Source organism: Bifidobacterium scaligerum, assembly GCF_002802865.1.
GTDB lineage: Bacteria > Actinomycetota > Actinomycetes > Actinomycetales > Bifidobacteriaceae > Bifidobacterium > Bifidobacterium scaligerum.
This window is the reverse complement of sequence record NZ_PGLQ01000006.1, coordinates 77,800-94,683: the sequence shown is the minus strand read 5'-3', so window position 1 is coordinate 94,683 and position 16,884 is coordinate 77,800. Positions and strand designations below refer to the sequence as shown.

Sequence of the window (16,884 nt, the reverse complement as noted above, 5' to 3'; positions counted from 1 at the left end):
AGCCGCACCGTTACGCGTCCACACATCACCACGAACACAACGCTGACGCCAATAACCATCCGACAAGCGCTCCTCATCATGCGTAGGACCACCCAAACGGCCAAAACCACCATGCGCATTATACGAATCACGCAAATCCAGCAACATCACGTACTTCTCAGCCGCACCGTTACGCGTCCACACATCACCACGAACACAACGCTGACGCCAATAACCATCCGACAAGCGCTCCTCATCATGCGTAGGACCACCCAAACGGCCAAAACCACCATGCGCATTATACGAATCACGCAAATCCAGCAACATCACGTACTTCTCAGCCGCACCGTTACGCGTCCACACATCACCACGAACACAACGCTGACGCCAATAACCGTTGCTCAATCGTTCTTCGTTACCGGCAGGAGCACCTAACCGGGCATAGCCTCCATGCGCGTTATATGAATCGCGCAAATTCAGAAGCATCACATATTTCGTAGTGGTGCCTTTCACCCAGATATCCCCATGCTGGAAATGCTGCCTCCACCAGCCGTCGGACAACCGTTCCTCATCTGCTGTAGGGTAGCCGAGCACACCATGTTCATAGTGACGATTCGCCCATTCCTTGCGTAGTTCGCCGGACGTGTAATGGGCTCCGGTGGAAGGCGTCCAGGAAATCGCACCACGCTCGAAATTCTGGTAACAATTCTGTTTGCCCGGGGACCAATTACACACCTCGCTGGCGATCGGGTTGCCGATGACGCTCTTCGCTCCACCGATGCGCTTCCACTCCTCGCCCATGGCTCCCTTGACGGGATAAGGAGGCTGATTGTTGGAGCTATTGGAATTATTGGAGTTGGCGACTGTCTTGTAGCCGAACGCATTCAAATCCACGGTGCCGGAGATGCCGTTGATGTGGCCGTCGCTAGTGTACTGCCAGAAACGGTCGTTGGCGGAAACCTCGAAGCCGGTGCGGGCACCGTAGCTGGCCACCCAGCGGGTCTTGGACCAGATGTTGTTGTTTTTCAGCGCGGACTTCAGGTATGATGTGTACGAGTACACGGACAGGTTGTTGTAGCCGGCGGCCTTGAGCTTCGCATACCAGTTGTTCACCGCGCCGTTCCACGTGTTCGGATTGGTCGGAGCGGTATGACCGTTCCAGCTGCCGGTCCAGTCTTCCAGATCATAGAACACCGGGAAGCTCAGATCGCTCGGCTTCACGCCGGCCGCGCGCAGCTTGGCCACAGTATCTTCGCCTTCCCAGTTGCCTGCGTTCGCAGACTCCGCATACGAGAACCAGTACACGCCGAAGGGGATCCCCAAACGCTTGCATTCGTTGATGTTGCGATGCGCCTGACCGTCAATCGCGTTGCCCGAACCGAATCCCAATCGAATGATGGCGCCCTGTACGCCATCGGCCTTGGCTTTCGCCCAGTCGATGGTGCCCTGCCACTTGGAAACGTCGATGACGCCTTTGGCCTGCTGTGCGAACAGCGTATTGTCCACATCGAAGAAAGCAGCCTTACCGTTGTAAATGCCCCAGTGAGCACCGTATTGATTGCCGGTGAAGCTGGCCGCATAGACGTGGGACTGAACCTGAGCGGAGCTGGATGAGCGGAAGGCAGATGGGTTGGCGGTGGCATCAGAGCCGTCACCGCTCGTGCTGTCTTCAGAGTTGTCGGTCATATCGGGCGTGCTGTTGTCCATGGAACCATTCGCATCCGCAGTGCCGGAGTTGTCGGCACCATTCGTTCCGGCCGAATCGTCGTTGTTCCCGGCATTCTGCCCGGAGGTAGCGTCGGGAGTTGCGGCGGTTCCGTCGTTGCTTTCCGCGCCGGCATTACCGTCTGCAGCAGTACCACTGTCCCCGCTGGTCGCGTTCGCATCCCCACCGTTCGCAGTCACCGCGTCCTTAACTGCACTGGCATCCACCGGAATAAACGACTTACCATCGGTTTTGGCCAACGGATCGGCCGGCGTATCCGCAGTGCCGACGATGGCGGGATCGGTGACCGTCGCACCGGTTTCGATATCCTTGACTTCACCCTCGGCAGTCACGGCCAGTTCTTCGGAGACTACCGTCGCATCATCGGGAATATCGGCACTGACCTGAGTGGGCAGTTCAGCACCGGGGTTCTCCGGCATGGCATTCGCAGCAGGCGTTTCCTGATCGGCGAGATGTACGGTGCCGTCGGACGACGTACGGGAGCTATCCGCAGCGTCAACTGTATGGTCGGCGACTGTCTCGCCAGCATAGGCCGAGCCCACCGGCAACGCCACTGTCAAGCCAATCGCGAGACTGACGGCGGCGATCCTCGTTATAGCGGTTTTCAACGATGCAGTGCTATGCGATGGTCGTAATGACGCATCGTGCGTATCGACATTATGGTGTCGCATCAATAATCCTTCTTCTCCCAGCCATCATTCGCCCAAGATCATGCCGAGCTATCCCAACAGCGATTTTAGTAAGGAGTAGGGATGCAGACGCCCTCTACAACGCTTTGCGCAACAATCGTTGCAAAGGCTTCAACACCAGATTATCGGCGGTCAACGCAAGCACCAGCGACGCCGACAGCGCAATCACAAACATCAGTGCGGCGAGACCCATATACTGCCAACCGTTCACTGGATCGGGAAGTCGCGGGCCTATAAGGGCCTTGGTCAATGGCGAATGCACGAGATAAATCGTGTACGAGTAACCGGCAAGCCATGTGATTACCGTGCTCACGCGGCGAGACCGAATATGCACATCGTATCGGAACAGCAAGAACACCGCTGTTACTACGGCGGCGTATGCGGCAGTCAATGTGCGCATCGTCTGCGCAGGTTGGCCGGGGAATAACGCAGGCGTGGCCGCAGTCCAGACCAAGGCAAATGGTGCAATCACGTACAGGCACCGACGCACACATACTGACGGCGGATACATCTCCAGAGCAAAGCCCAACAGATAGTAAACAATCAGCCCATGCCACGGAAACGACTGCACAAACAGCAACCGGTACCCGGCAAGATTACAAATTTGTTCAATCGCCGCCACACCGATACTCAATCCAATCAGCAGCCAAGCGCCCGTACGGCCAACTGCATGCATCATCGGTGCCAGAAACGGTGTGGCCAACACGAAACCGGCCAGCATGAATACAAACCAATACACCGAATCGTCATATCCGGAAAACAGATCGAACAACGCACCGGAGACGGCACCACCGAATGTACGATGATTCATCAACAGGTACGCCACGAATCCCAGTCCGCCGGCGTACAACAGGTATGGAAGTATCAACGATATAAAGCGTTTGTAGTAATAACGCGCGTAAGGGCGCAGCGAGGCGCGAATGCCTTGTGCACCCGCTCCAATATGTTCATTGTTTTGATGTTCATTGTTTTGTCTACTTATAGGCCGTTGATCCACGGATCTGCCCGCAAATTCTGAGTCCGACCCCGAGCTCGTGCGGAAGGTGAGGTTGAAGCGCCCCGAAATCATGATGAACAATGGATTGCAGATCAATAACAATGCAACCAACACGAATCGTGCGCGCTCGGCCCAGCCAGTCAGCTGCATTTTGACGGGCATATAGTTATTCGTCACATGCACGCCAATCACCATGAGCATGGCCACTACGCGTAAGAGATCATAATTCACGTCACGCGGATGAGTCAGCTGTTTGACCGGTTGCGTTGCATGCTCAGGATGCTTGCTTGCCACGTCGGTCACCGTCCTACTTGTCACGTCATTACACTGTTACATTCGTTATACCGTTACCGTCAGGCCCATTACAAAGACACGGCCGCACCGTCACACTGGCCGTCACGCCGCACCGTCACACCGAGCTGGCGATGGACTTGATATCGACCGGGCAGGTGACCTGGCTCTTGAGTTCGTTCAGCGAGTCGAGGCCGGCGGACGGGTCGGAGGAGGAAGAGGAGGACTTGTCTGTGGAGTCAGTCGAGGTGCCGGACTTATCCGTGCCGTTCGAAGTACCGGATGACTCACCGGTGGTGCCGGACTCGCCGTTGGACTGCGACCTGCTCTCGGCCGGGCATTCGTCGGTGACCTTGCCCTGCGAACCGGTTTCGATGCCGTCGGCGTTCACGATCGGCGTGGTCACTACATCCAACGGTTGTGAGGCGGTGCTGCTCACGCGCACGGTGTAGGCGATCGTCAGTTCCTCGCCTGGTGCGATCCACTGCTGGTCAAACGTCACGTACTGGCGGTCGTACAGAGTCGCGGTGTTCGCATGCCATGTATCCACATCGGCCTGCACGGCGGTGATTTCGCCGCCATACGGTGCCGTGAGCACCACGCGGTACTTCATGCCGCCCGGAACCGGATTGTTTTCGTCACCGATCACGAACTCCGGCAGCGACGCCACCTTCGTCTCAGTAAGCGTGTTCTTCATGGTGAACGTGACCGTGTATTCGTCACCCAGCTGATCTTCGGTGTACTGTCCCAACGTCGTGTTGTTCACCGCGGCTGAGACACGGTCGTCGATGGCACCCGTGTAGAGCGCGTTCTGGCTTGCCAGCACGTCACCGCATGTCTTGGTGACTGTGGTGGCAGTGCGCAGATACCAGTCCTGCTTGCCCATCTGCAACTCGGACAAGTAGATGCCGGCCTGCGGCACAGTATCGTCATCGGACAGCTCACCGCTCGACTTGTCGTCGATGATGCCGGTGCTGATCAGAGCATCCTGCTCGGCCTCATCGGCCATCCACAGCTTGAAATGACCGTTGGCGCTGGTGTCTCGCACGGCCTTCAACAGGCCCGAAGCGGTGGAGGCGTTCGTGTGACCCAGCACGTGGTTCATAATGGACTGGGCCGCCTCGGAAACGTAGTTGTTCTGGTCGGTGAAGTCCGGGTGATCGATGTACAGGTCCGACAGCAGGAACGGTACGGTGGTCGTGCCGTCCAGCACACGGCCGTCCGTCAAGGTCACGCTGCCGGTGGCCCCCAGCAACGACTGCAGGAAAACCGGGTCCAATGCGATGACGCCGGCGACATTCTTATCTGCATTGCCCTTCTGATTCAGCCACATGTACTTGTTCAGCTGCGCCACACGCTGGAACTCAGGGTCGATGGTGGTGGTGGCAGGGTACTGGTCGAAAGTCTTGCCGAATACGTCACGTTCTTGATAAACGGTATCGTCCAACGGCTCGTCCGGAATATCCCAGTTGATGGTGCTGGCGAAATCGCCGATTGTCACCTTGCCCTTGTCGGCCGTCACTGCGGCGATCGTACCCACCATGCCGCCGGCGGAACGCAGCTCGGCAGGGTTCTGCACCAATATCAGATACGTACGTTCGCCGTCCTCACCAAGCAGCTGCGGCAGCAGGTTGATCAGGGCATCGTATTCGCTCAGCATCGAATCCACGGTCTGCAGCATGGCCTTTTCGGCGTTGAGCATCGCAGCCACCTTGGCCACGCTCGGCGTCTCGACCTTATTCAGCTTGGCGATCTGTTCCTTCAGATCCGTATGGGTCTGCGCCACGATGTCCGGCATGTCCATCAACGCGCTGACATCCACCGAACCGTTCTTCATCGAGAAGCCCTGCAGACGTTTCGACAGATTCAGCAGATCGGTGAACGGGCCGTTGACCAGCGTATCCACGGAAGCCAGCATCTCGCGCGCGGCGGTGATGTCTCCACTGAATCGCGTGTGGTCGCGGAAGAAGTCCCACTGCGGGCCGCTCAGCTCCTCATTGAGGGCGTTCGTGGCGGTAACCAGATTATGGGCGGCGTCACCCAGACTGACGTCGCTGCCACAGCCAAGCGCCGAATTCGCCAAGCTTTCCGCAGACGAAAGCACCTTCTGACCATCGGTGTACATGCGAGAGATCGAAGCCGCGTACAACGTACCCACACAGGTGAAGGCGGCCAGCAGCGTAAGCAACGTAACGACAATCGCCCTGGCCCACACCGGCGTGCGGCTGACCAGCGAGCGCGCGCCGCGGCCCACATGTTGGGGGGATTTCAGGTTTTTCGGGGCCGGACTTTGTGCAGGTCCGGAGCTGCGTCCGGCGTTTCTCGAAGTGCCGGAAGCACCGGACGTACCGGACGATGCGCGGCGAGGACGAGCATTCGACATCACCGATTCCAGTCCCTTCAGCCCATTGGACCAGCCGTCGCGCTTTTTGTGACTCGCGCCCTTGTGCTCCGAATGCCCTGAAGTGGATCGCATATACCTACCTGCCTGAAATCTGCTCAGATTACACCGTATATATCGTCATAAGACGCATATCACTGTTGCCAGTGTACCGAGGACACCGAAAATAGTAGAAACAATCGGCTCAGAAAGCCGCAAATGCACGCATGACCACCACATCATTCCCAGCATGCTCTCAGACTCCATTGAGGGGTATAACAGTATTGCGCAAGAAAACAGTCACGAAGCGCGACAATAGTGAAGTCGTATTGATTCGAATATTCGGCTTAGGAGAACGGGAGAGGTACACACATGTTCGTCCTCAGCAACGCCTGGCGGGCCATGACACGTTCCAAGGGACGTACGGCTCTGACCGCGTTCATCACGCTGGCAGTCACGTTCGGCACGGTCGCCGGACTGGCCATCGTTCAGGAACACACCACCGCGCATACCACTGCATATGAGGCGCAGGCAGCCACACTGGCCGTTCGACCGTCCGCCGCCACGTGGAAAAAGGTCTCCGCCACGGATGCGTCCACGACCAAGTACTACATGACGTGGAACACGTACACTCCGTACGCCACCATGATGCAGACCGCGGGCATGACGCTCGACTCCACGAGTCTCACGGTGACCGAGACGGTGCCGGCACGCACTACCGGCAAGCTCAAAGCACTCGACGGTGACTCGCTGGGTTCCGCTTCCGACGACACGACCGGTGGCAAGTTGCTGTGGCGTTCGTTTGGATCTGAAAACGCCGTCAAAGCCAATGATCTCGGATCGCTCAAGGTCACGGACGGCAAAAGCCTGAGCTTCGATACGCAGTCCTCCAGCCCGGATACGACCGGCGCGCTGATCTCCGCCGCATTCGCCAAGGCCAATGATCTTGCGGTGGGCGACACGTTCAAGGTGGCCGCCGCCTCCAGTGCCTCCACCACTATCGAGCTCAAGGTGCGCGGCATCTACCAGTACACGTCCGAATCGACTACGGAAAATCCGGTGAATGCCGCTCGCAACCGCGAGAACGTGATCTACACCAACTACGCAACATTCTCCGCAGCCGATCTCGATCCGCAGGCCTATGACTCATCAGCAGCCGGCTGGAAGCTTCCGGATCTTGACGTGGTCTTCTCCGTCACCGACGCCTCGACATACAAGACGCTGGTTTCCACGTTCAAGAAGTCCAAGCTGCCAGAATCCGGATATGTGGTTTCCTCCCCTTCGCTGGAGAAGTACACCAAGTCACTGGAACCGTTGGACGCGCTGGCTTCACAAGCCAAAAACGGTGTAATCGTGCTGCTCGCCGTGGGTGGTGTGCTGCTGCTCGCACTGGTCATGCTGGGAGTGTGGACCCCGAAGCGCAATGACGAGATCGGCATGGCGCTGATCTCCGGCGTGAGCCGCGGCCGCCTGGGATGGCAGTTCATGCTGGAAGTTATTTTCACCACGTTGCCGTTCTATGTAATCGGACTCGTCGCCGGCGCATTCGCCGCCAAACCTATCGGAGTGGCTCTGGCATCCGGCCATGCCACCGCCGTGACCAGCGGATTGATCTGGCAGATGGTCTGGTGCGGTTTGGGCACCATCGTGGTGCTGGCCATTCTGGCGGCGCTGCGTCTGCCGTTCTTCGGCGCGAATACCGTGTTCGCGTCCGGCGGCGATTGGGGCACGGTGAGCGAGGCCGACGCAATCAACGCTGCCGAAACCGACAGCAGCACGGCCACAACAGCCGGCGAAACAGACGAAACCGACGACGATGCGGAGGCGAAGGCATGAGCGAGAAGCAGCACGATCAGGAATCTGAAGTCACTGAGAACACGGCCGCAGAAACCGCCGCCGACTCCGCCAACAATTCTTCCGACATCACAACGGTTCCGGCTGATTCCGTACAGTTCAGCGTCACCTTCGACGATGACGATAACGACGATGCAGATCTCGATGGCATCGGCGATATCGACGCCGGCAACAGCATTTACGATGCTTTGGCTACTGCGGAATCAGACGATAACGACGGCGACACGGATGAATCCTCAGCGCAACAGCCCAGCGAGGCGGAAGCCGATGCTCTTGCTTCAGCCACCGCTTCCGCCGAGGTCACTGAACGCAACGCCCAGCGCGTGAACGAAACCCTTGCCTTGGCGAAGCAGAACACCACCGACGAGCTGGACGCGCACGCCGATCAATCGGCCGCCGGCTCCGGCACCAAAGCGGCACCGGCCATGACGCTCGCCTCGCGCATCGATCGCGTGCTGGTGGGCGGCGGCGCGGACGACGTGCTGCTGAAAACCTACCCGACCTTTGCTTTGAACAAAGTGACCGTGTCCGGCGCCAAAGGCAAGGTCAACGTGCTCGACAGCGTGGACTTCGCCTGCTATGCCGGGCATGCGTATGCGGTGCTGGTCACCGACGATCCGGATTCCGGACTTACGGCGGACGCCAAGCGACGCGCGCTTATGGGGGTTATGACTGGTCTGACCCCGGTGGCTTCCGGCGCGGTGATGAACAAAAGCGCGAATATCGCCGAGCTGGAGCCGGTCGAGTTGCGCGGGCACCGACTGGGCATCGTGCCGCAGCGGTATGCCGTGCAACCGGCCTTGGACGCCGAGCAGAACGTGCTGTACGCCATGGAAGCCTCGAACCGCAACTTCCTCAAGCCCAAGCCGGTGATCGCACGCGAGCTGCTGGCCAAGGTGGGCTTCAGCGAAGCCACCAGCGGCATCCCGGTAGGCAAGCTGCCGTTGGTGCAGCAGCGCTTGGCCGCCATTGCACGCGCCATCAGCACTGAGGCGGAGGTACTGATTCTCGACGAGCCGACCCTTGGCCTGGAAGGCGATGACGAGGTGACCGTGTTCGCCACGCTTGCCAAGCTGGCGCACAGCGGAGACCCGAAGCACTGCGTGATTGTGCTCACCGAATCGCGTGAAGTGGCCGAGGCCGCGGATACGCTCTTCGAGATCTGACATGGTCTGACATGATCTGACATATCGGACGCGCGGGTGCTTGCCGGCACATGTAGTTAGGGCGGGGATACCGGAATTTCATCGGTGTCCCCGCCCTAACTGCTTTACAAGGGGTACATTCCCGCCTCCGGAAACATCTATCTGCTTTACAAGGGGTTCCTCCTCAAGTAGAAGACACCCTAAAATGGCGAAATCGCGTCCTCAAAAGGCGTTAATACCTTGTGTTTCGACTTTTGGCAACCCCTCGTAGAGCAGATAGATATTTTCAAATGCGGGAATGTACCCCTTGTAACGCTGATACATCCAGATATGCCCTTGCGCATGTCCGCTTAGCGCCCACCTCGCGCTAACCTAGCGTTGGGAACGTTGTGTACGGTTTGGAAGCGGGCAATAATGAGCGGATATATCCCTACAGTCCAGCAGATCGACGAGCTGCATCACAAGCTCGCACCGTCCGAGGAAGCATATGAGCTGGTGCATACGCATTGCGTGATCGTAGCCACCATAGCCCAGCAGATCGCACGGCGGCAGAATGCGCTGTTCACCCGCCGATGCACGCTGCCGAAGGACGCACCCGAGTGGGGCACCGCCGCCGAAGACCAAGGAGCGCGAGGTGATAGCGAGGGGGCACCGGCCGCAACTCCACATAACACTGCCACCTCCTCCCCCAGCCACCCGAACTATCTGGTACCGCCCACTGCAGGGGTCACAGGAGGCCATGTGCCACCCCGCTTGCTGGACGAGCATCTGGTGCTGATCGGTGGCCTGCTGCACGATATCGGCACCTACAAGGTGTTCAAGCATGACGGCACCGACGGCGAACCGCTGAAATTCAGCGGCAAGAAGTACATCCTGCACGGTCTCAAAGGCTACAAGTGGCTGCTCAAGCAAGGCGTGGACGAGTCGATCGCGCAATTCTGCCGCAATCATACCGGCGTGGGGCTGACGCGCGAAGACGTGCTGCGGCAGGACTTGCCGTTGCCGCCAGACGACTATGTGCCGATGAACCTGGAGCAGGAAGTGGTGATGTATGCCGACAAGTTCCACAGCAAATCGGTGCCGCCGAAATTCCTGACTGTAGATGCTTACACGGCACGCGCTCAACGGTTCGGCGCAGAAAACGAGCAGCGATGGCTGGAGCTGGTGGCCAAATACGGTGTGCCCGACATTCCGACGCTGGCCGAAAAATATCAGATGCGATTGATCTGAGAGGATTCCTCCAGATCAATATGCGATGCCCGGTGCATCAGGCACCGGCCCATCGCCCACCATTGCGATTTGATTGCGATCTGATCGCAATCAAATCGCAATCAGATCGAACGCAGACGGAAGGTGCCGTTGCGGTTGGAAGCCACGATCATCTGGTCGTTCTCCAGATCGGTCCAGTCGCCCTGCTCGTAACCGGACGAGGACACCACTACGCCAGCAGGAGCGCCATTCTCGTCTTCCAGCGCACGGTAGCGCATCACACGGTAGTCGGCTGCTTGCGCACCGCGACCATACTCGTCATAGATCTCCACAACGCGCGGGCTGGTCACCTCGCGCCCGGAAGCGCGCAGGGCCACCAGCTGGTCTTCGGACTGGATCATGCAGTTGTAGCTGGACTTGGGATATGCCTGACGCAGTTCACGCACTGCCTGTGCCACAGCTTCGTCCAGCGGGAAACCGAAGCCGATGTATTCCAGAATCACCGCGAAGAAGATAGCAGTGTCCGAACGGCCTCCAGTGGAAAGCAGCACGCTGTGGTCCACCGGGTAGGAGCGATTGGTAACGATGTTGCGACCGTTGGCATCCGAGATATCGCCGTTGTGAATGAAGCTCAGACCGTTGGCATAGAACGGGTGCTGGTTTTCCATAATGAGCGGCAGATTGGAGCTGGCCAAGCGTAGATGCCACAGCGCGCCACGCGCCGGCTCATTGGCCAGAGCCTCGAACGTGGAATCGTAACGGGCGGCAATGGTGGACTTGTAGATTTTCGTGCCGGTTTCCGGAGTGGGGGCACCGCCGTCGCGAATGTACGGCGTTTCGGCAGGATCGGAAAGTTGGGCTACGCCCCAGCCGTCATTGTGGATCTCGGAAAGCTCACGGAAGGCCGCAACGTTCTCCGATCCCAAAATGGCGTTCAGGCTCAGGTTGAACCCTGCCGTGGCGTATCCCAATAATCTGCACATGGTATGCCAACTTACCGGAGTCATAATTCGACGTGCGGCAAGCGCTATAGGTGTTGCTTATAGAGCGCTTTTCGCGGCGCTGCGCGAAACGTTCTTCGGCGTACCATGCAGCATACTCTTCGAAGCGTTCTGCTCGGCTTCCGCGTCCTGCTCGCTCATGGCCGCATCAAGCTCCTGGACCAATCGGCTCAGACCGGCTGTGGTGTCCATCGGATCGGGAATCGCAGCCGGATCCGCGTGCGCGATGTCGGTGCCGCCAACGCGAAGTCCAGCGGCTGCACTTGCCCCAGCGACGCCAGCCGCCCCAGCCGCACCGCCAGCAAAACCGGCGCGAACAGCCACCGGCTCATCCACACGCTTCAAGCGCGGAGGCCGCCTGGTGGACACGAACAGCGGCTGCACCTCGACGAGCGGATTGTATGGCGCCAAACCGAACCACTTGACTGGAGAACCGGCCATACGGCGAATCGCATACTTGGCCTGCAACGAAAGCGCGCCGCGCGAAGACACCTTGGATTCCGGCATCAACGCCTTATGGATCAGCACATACCGGATCGTGCCGATGTCCGGATCCGCGTCCACCTTCGGATAAATCGACTTCTGCTTGGGAAGCTCGCCGGTTTTCGACAGGTCATGCATGATCTGGTGAATATACGCCGGCAGCGACTGGGATACCTTGAAGCCCAGCCTCATACGCACACGGTAGATGAAATTCGTACCGAAGCTTTCCACCGTGTACTCGCGGGTGAATGGCTCGTCGGTGGTCTCCACACTGACCGCCCACCATGCGCGGGCACGTTTGGGATGGTCGGCGAAAATGGAGAAAAAGATATCCGTATCGAGCCGCTTGGTCTCCGCATCGGACGTCAGATAGACGATGTTGTCGGCGAAGTAGGGGATGCGGAAGTCACCGTGCAGCTTGTCGAGCGCAGGCAGGAAATCGTCCGGCCGCATATGGCGTCGTTGCGCCCGTTCGAGGCGCGTGCCCTGATCCCACGTGTACATGACGAACAGAATCGCGCAGGTCAGCAGCAATGTGAACCAGCCGCCGTGCAGGAACTTGGCCATGGATGCGAGGAAGAACATGATCTGGATGGCCAGAAACACCACGGTGAACGCCACGGCCCCAAAGCGCCGGCCCGCATACCAGATATAGACGGCGAGCAGCACGGTGGTAGTGATCATCGTGATGGTCAAAGCCAGTCCGTAGGCGGCGGAGATATGCTCGGAATCCTTGAAGATGGCCAGCACGGCAAGCGTGGCCGCGCACAGCACGCCGTTGATCACCGGAATGTAGAGCTGGCCGCGCGTACGAGCCGGGTAACGCACCTGCAGATGCGGCATCCAGTTGAGGCGAGTCGCCTCGGACACCATGGTGAACGCACCGGTGATCAAGGCTTGCGAAGCAATCACGCCGGCGGCGACGGACAGCGCCACGGCCACGTATCGCACGTTCGGATGCATCATCTGGAAGAACGGATTGAGCGTGGCCATCTTGGTGTATGCGGCATCGTCACGATGCGCCAGCATCCATGCGCCCTGGCCGAAATAGTTGCAGACCAGCGCGATTTTGATGAACGGCCACGTGAAGTAGATATTGCCGCGTCCCACATGGCCCATATCGGAGTACAGCGCCTCGGCACCGGTGGTGGCCAGGAACACCGTGCCCATCACCGCAATGCCGGCCGCATTGTGCGGGCTGAACAGGAACCGCACCCCGTACACCGGATTCAGCGCCGCGAACACGGACCAGTCATTGTTGAGGTTGCCCAATCCCACGACGGCCAGGAACGTGAACCAGATCAGGACTATGGATCCGAAAACACGCCCGATGGATTCGGTGCCGCGCGACTGCACGGAGAACAGGATCACGATGATCACCACCGTGATCATCAACGTCAGGCTTGGGTTGTCGTCAAAAACCTGCTCCAACGGCGGCAAGGTCTGCAAGCCTTCCACTGCGGAGCTGATGGAGACAGCCGGAGTCAGCACCGAATCGGCCAGAAACGCGGCACCGCCGAGCATGGCCGGAATCGCCAGCCATGCACCATGACGGCGAATCAGGGAGTACAACGCGAAAATGCCGCCTTCGCCGTTGTTATCGATGCGCATCGCGATCAGCACGTACTTGACCGTGGTGATCAAGGTAATCGACCAGAACACCAGCGAAAGCATACCGAGCACGGCCTCGCGGTCCACGTTGTTGATGCCACCCTGACCGGTCAGGAACGTCTGCATGGTGTACAGCGGCGAGGTGCCGATGTCGCCGTACACTACGCCAAGCGCCACGATGGCCATGGTCCAAGTGATCTTGTCCGGGCCGGACTGCAGTTTCGCCCACCACCGTCCGAGACCTCCCTTGGACCATGCGGAAGCGATTTTCCGGGCTTCTTTGTATTCCTCTTCGCGCTGCTTGGCGAGTGCCGCACGCTCCTCCTTGGTCAGGGTACGACGAGATACCTTGGGAGCGTTGGTAAAAGTATCCGCCCTGAGCAGGGCCTCTTCTTCTTGTTTGGCTGTGGTTGCCTTGGTCGCCTCTTTCGGGGCGCGCGAAGTCCGTTTGTTCGACTCGGCCATACGTTCAGTCCTTTGCGCGGGACCAACCCCACCCGCGACTTCCCTTCGTTGCTTACCTCAACACATCCTGTCACGATTGTTGCCGAATGCCATCGTAGACCCGTAACGAAATCGTCACAACTTACAGCACTACGGACGGCTGTCGAGTTCGCTGGAAAGGCCGTGCATAAGGTCACGTAGGGCAACGCTCGATAGGCCACAAAACAAGTCGCGCACACAGTCACACGCACACAGTCACACGCGCACAGTCGCGCACGCACGGCAGCCGACGTCAGACGCCGTCAGATGCCGTACACCGTGCGGGTGGTGTTGCGTGTGCCACGCGCGACCGCGGCCACCGGCAGGTCAAGCGTATCGGCCATGGCACGCAGCGTGTAGGGAATCATATAGGGCGCGTTGGTGCGACCACGGTACGGCATCGGCGTCAAGTACGGTGCGTCCGTCTCCACCATCGCATGATCGAGACCGACGATGCGTAGGGATTCCCGGATTCCCTCGTTGCCTTTGTAACTGACCGTACCGGAGAAGCTCAGGTACCAGCCCTGTTCGCGCGCGATCTGCGCCATTTCGGCGTCGCCGGAGTATGAATGGAACACCGTGCGTTCGGGCGCGCCATCCGCCAGCAGGGTCTCGATGACTTCGCGATGCGAATCACGGTCGTGGATCTGCATCGGCAGGTTCAGCTCCTTGGCGAGCGCGATATGGGCGCGGAACGCCTCGCGCTGCAGCTCCTTGGCTCCCTCGCCGGTGCGGAACAGGTCCATGCCCGTCTCTCCGATGGCCACCACTTGTTCGGGGTACTGCGTTGCCAGACGATGCACTTCGGCGAGCGCATCTTCGAACGAGGTGTCATGCCAAGGCTTGTATTTGAGTTCGAGACCGTCCGGACCAGGCACGCCGCGGTGACCGTGCAGCACGGATTCGTTGGGATGTATTGCGAGCGCCGCGTGCACATTACCTGGATGATCGAGGGCCATCTGGACGGCGGTCATCAGGTGCGGCAGCTCGCAACCGCAGTCGATGATACCCCTAACACCGACTTCTTGTGCTTGGGCGAGCAGTTGGTTCACGTCATAGACGGGCACTGGCGCTTGGCCTTTGGCCTGTGCTTCATGGTCCATGGCACGCGCGAACGGCACCACTGAAGCCACATGGGTGTGGTCGTCGATCACGTGCGCGTCTTGCGGCAATGGTTCCGGAGCCGGTGCCCAGCTGCGGTCACGATGATGTTTGCTCATGACTCCTCAGTGTAAACATCCCCACTCCCCCGTCCTCTTCCATTCCCGTCCACTCCCCACTCCTTTCCGCTCCCCCACTCCCCTCGCGAATATGTACCACTCACCACCGCTCAGCGGTACATATTCGGGAAGAGAGACGCTACGAAGGAAACAACACCAAGCAACAGCAACTTACCGCCAGCAGCGCTCGTAGGGCAGCCCGGTGAGATGCTCGACCACCGCCTTGGTCTCGGGGTCCACGGCTGTTTTGGAGCCGCCGTTGCGCAGTCGCGTGATTTCGGCCAGCACTATCGAATCGGTGTGCTTATTGATCACCAGATGGGCGGAGATGATCCAGCAAATGATCATCGCGCAGGCGAACCAGCCGAGCAGCACCGCGCCCAAACCGATGCGCGCGCCCCACGATTGCGCCGGCAACGTGGCGTCAAAACCCACGGCACCCAGAATCACGCCTACCGCGATGGTGCCCACTCCCGAGCCCAGCTGCCGGAACGACGCCTGAATACCGGAGAATGTAGCGGAACGATACCGTCGCGTGACGATCTGGTCGATATCCGCGATGTATGGAAACACCGCCCACGGCAGGTATCCGCACAGGGATTTGAACGCGAAGAACCACAACGCGCCGGCCACCGCGAACACGGTCCAAGCCGTCGCCGACCACACGTCCACCAGCATCCATGCGGCGAACAGCCAGCCCACACCCGCCAAGCAGCCGAAGAAGTTGATGGCATACAGACGTTTGGGACCGATTTTCGTCATGGCCCAGCCGAACACCGGCATCAGCGGCAGGGATACCACCGCGCAGCCGAGCAGAAGCGAGGCGAACGCGGCCGTGTGGTTCCAGTTGTAGATCACGAAGAACACGAAGGTCTGCCCGAACACGTCCATCGAGACCTGCACCAGCAGGTAGATGGACAGATGCTTGCGGAATTCCTTGATGTGTAACGTGCTGGCGTATTCGCGCAACACCTTGCCGGCGCGCCTCATCCAGCCGGCCGCACCGATATGCCCCTCACGCACCTCACCGCGCGCGTAGGCGCCGAATCCGGCGGCCTCGGGGCTCATCTCCCACGTGCTGCGCCAGCAGGCGAACACGGCAAGCGCGAACAGCACGGTGGTGGCGATCGTAAACGTCATGTACCCCACAGGTGTGGACTCGCCAAACGCCGCGAGCACCGCACTGCCGACCACGGGGATGGCCGTACCTGCGCATGTGGAGATGAACAGGCGCACGGTGGACAGTTTGGTGCGACTGTTGAAATCCGGCGTCATTTCGCCGGGCAACGGGTTATAGGCGGTCTGGAACGCCTGCGCAAGCACCACCCAGAACACGTAGGCGGCAGCGTACCCGGCCACCGGCAGTCCCGGAATCCATAGGAAAATGCCCAGTAGAATCAGCGGGCCGATAATCATGAGCAGAAAACGACGACGACCGAATCGGCGGCCGATGTCGTAACGATAGAGGTTGTCGTCCAGCACGCCGAACAGCAGCGCGGCCACGGCGCTGATCAGTGCGCTCAGGCCGATCACCGTCTGGGCGGTGGCGATGGACATGCCGCAGAATCGCGTCCAGAACAGGGACAAGTAGGTGGCGACGATGGTGAGCTGACCGCCACCGTAAAAGTCGCCGACGCCAAAACCGACGGCTTGACGCAAGGTGACTTTGCGCGGCTGATCACCGGCCAACGCTTCACGCAACGCCTTGCTGGTGTCGTCTGACATGATCACCTCCCGACTCTGCGTACGAACTGGGTAACGCTTGGTAACGCCCGCTTCCAAGTCTTCAATGGTGCGAGACTTCAGTGTAGTGAGT

9 protein-coding genes and 2 pseudogenes are annotated in these 16,884 nt (G+C 59.3%); 3 read left to right on the top strand and 8 right to left on the bottom strand.

All coding sequences use genetic code 11. The features are described from left to right. The 4 genes and pseudogenes from CUU80_RS11275 to CUU80_RS08545 form a co-directional block, all read right to left on the bottom strand. Nucleotides 1-780 (bottom strand): annotated as a pseudogene (locus CUU80_RS11275) (LGFP repeat-containing protein); the annotation flags it as partial. A 72-nt stretch (nucleotides 781-852) separates the two neighbouring features. Continuing rightward, nucleotides 853-2,124 (bottom strand): annotated as a pseudogene (locus CUU80_RS11270) (GH25 family lysozyme); the annotation flags it as partial. Between the two features lie 346 nt (nucleotides 2,125-2,470). Next, nucleotides 2,471-3,592, bottom strand: coding sequence for an acyltransferase family protein (locus tag CUU80_RS08550; RefSeq protein ID WP_100496911.1), 1,122 nt, complete (start codon nucleotides 3,590-3,592; stop codon nucleotides 2,471-2,473). 208 nt (nucleotides 3,593-3,800) lie between these two features. Beyond that, nucleotides 3,801-5,936, bottom strand: coding sequence for a DUF4012 domain-containing protein (locus CUU80_RS08545; RefSeq protein ID WP_165775909.1), 2,136 nt, complete (start codon nucleotides 5,934-5,936; stop codon nucleotides 3,801-3,803). A gap of 498 nt (nucleotides 5,937-6,434) precedes the next feature. Here CUU80_RS08545 and CUU80_RS08540 point away from each other — a divergent pair, with 498 nt between their 5' ends. The 3 genes from CUU80_RS08540 to CUU80_RS08530 all read left to right on the top strand — a co-directional run bounded on the left by CUU80_RS08540 (nucleotide 6,435) and on the right by CUU80_RS08530 (nucleotide 10,291). Continuing rightward, nucleotides 6,435-7,898, top strand: a complete 1,464-nt coding sequence (locus CUU80_RS08540) for an ABC transporter permease (RefSeq protein ID WP_100496891.1) — start codon at nucleotides 6,435-6,437, stop codon at nucleotides 7,896-7,898. Beyond that, on the top strand, nucleotides 7,895-9,082 hold the full coding sequence (locus CUU80_RS10815; protein WP_165775906.1) for an ATP-binding cassette domain-containing protein: 1,188 nt from the start codon (nucleotides 7,895-7,897) through the stop codon (nucleotides 9,080-9,082). Before CUU80_RS08540 ends, CUU80_RS10815 begins: the two co-directional genes overlap by 4 nt. A gap of 393 nt (nucleotides 9,083-9,475) precedes the next feature. Next, a complete protein-coding gene (locus tag CUU80_RS08530; RefSeq protein ID WP_100496890.1) occupies nucleotides 9,476-10,291 on the top strand; it encodes an HD domain-containing protein in 816 nt (271 codons plus the stop codon). Between the two features lie 101 nt (nucleotides 10,292-10,392). Here CUU80_RS08530 and CUU80_RS08525 read toward each other — a convergent pair whose 3' ends face one another. From CUU80_RS08525 to CUU80_RS08510, 4 genes are all read right to left on the bottom strand, one after another. After that, entirely contained in the window at nucleotides 10,393-11,253 is an 861-nt protein-coding gene (locus CUU80_RS08525) for a class II glutamine amidotransferase (RefSeq protein ID WP_100496889.1), read from the bottom strand. Nucleotides 11,254-11,310: 57 nt separating this feature from the next. Then, the gene (locus CUU80_RS08520) at nucleotides 11,311-13,830 is read right to left on the bottom strand and encodes a KUP/HAK/KT family potassium transporter (RefSeq protein WP_165775905.1); all 2,520 of its coding nucleotides are present in this window, start codon (nucleotides 13,828-13,830) and stop codon (nucleotides 11,311-11,313) included. Nucleotides 13,831-14,111: 281 nt separating this feature from the next. Next, a complete protein-coding gene (locus tag CUU80_RS08515) occupies nucleotides 14,112-15,068 on the bottom strand; it encodes a TatD family hydrolase (RefSeq protein ID WP_100496888.1) in 957 nt (318 codons plus the stop codon). Nucleotides 15,069-15,239: 171 nt separating this feature from the next. Next, nucleotides 15,240-16,793, bottom strand: coding sequence for an MFS transporter (locus CUU80_RS08510; RefSeq protein WP_165775904.1), 1,554 nt, complete (start codon nucleotides 16,791-16,793; stop codon nucleotides 15,240-15,242). Nucleotides 16,794-16,884 lie beyond the last annotated feature (91 nt).

Coding starts and splice junctions, on each gene's coding strand:
- CUU80_RS08550 (WP_100496911.1), bottom strand. CDS start 3,592: ATGCTCATGGTGATTGGCGTGCATGTGACGAATAACTATATGCCCGTC.
- CUU80_RS08540 (WP_100496891.1), top strand. CDS start 6,435: ATGTTCGTCCTCAGCAACGCCTGGCGGGCCATGACACGTTCCAAGGGA.
- CUU80_RS10815 (WP_165775906.1), top strand. CDS start 7,895: ATGAGCGAGAAGCAGCACGATCAGGAATCTGAAGTCACTGAGAACACG.
- CUU80_RS08530 (WP_100496890.1), top strand. CDS start 9,476: ATGAGCGGATATATCCCTACAGTCCAGCAGATCGACGAGCTGCATCAC.
- CUU80_RS08525 (WP_100496889.1), bottom strand. CDS start 11,253: ATGTGCAGATTATTGGGATACGCCACGGCAGGGTTCAACCTGAGCCTG.
- CUU80_RS08520 (WP_165775905.1), bottom strand. CDS start 13,830: ATGGCCGAGTCGAACAAACGGACTTCGCGCGCCCCGAAAGAGGCGACC.
- CUU80_RS08515 (WP_100496888.1), bottom strand. CDS start 15,068: ATGAGCAAACATCATCGTGACCGCAGCTGGGCACCGGCTCCGGAACCA.
- CUU80_RS08510 (WP_165775904.1), bottom strand. CDS start 16,793: ATGTCAGACGACACCAGCAAGGCGTTGCGTGAAGCGTTGGCCGGTGAT.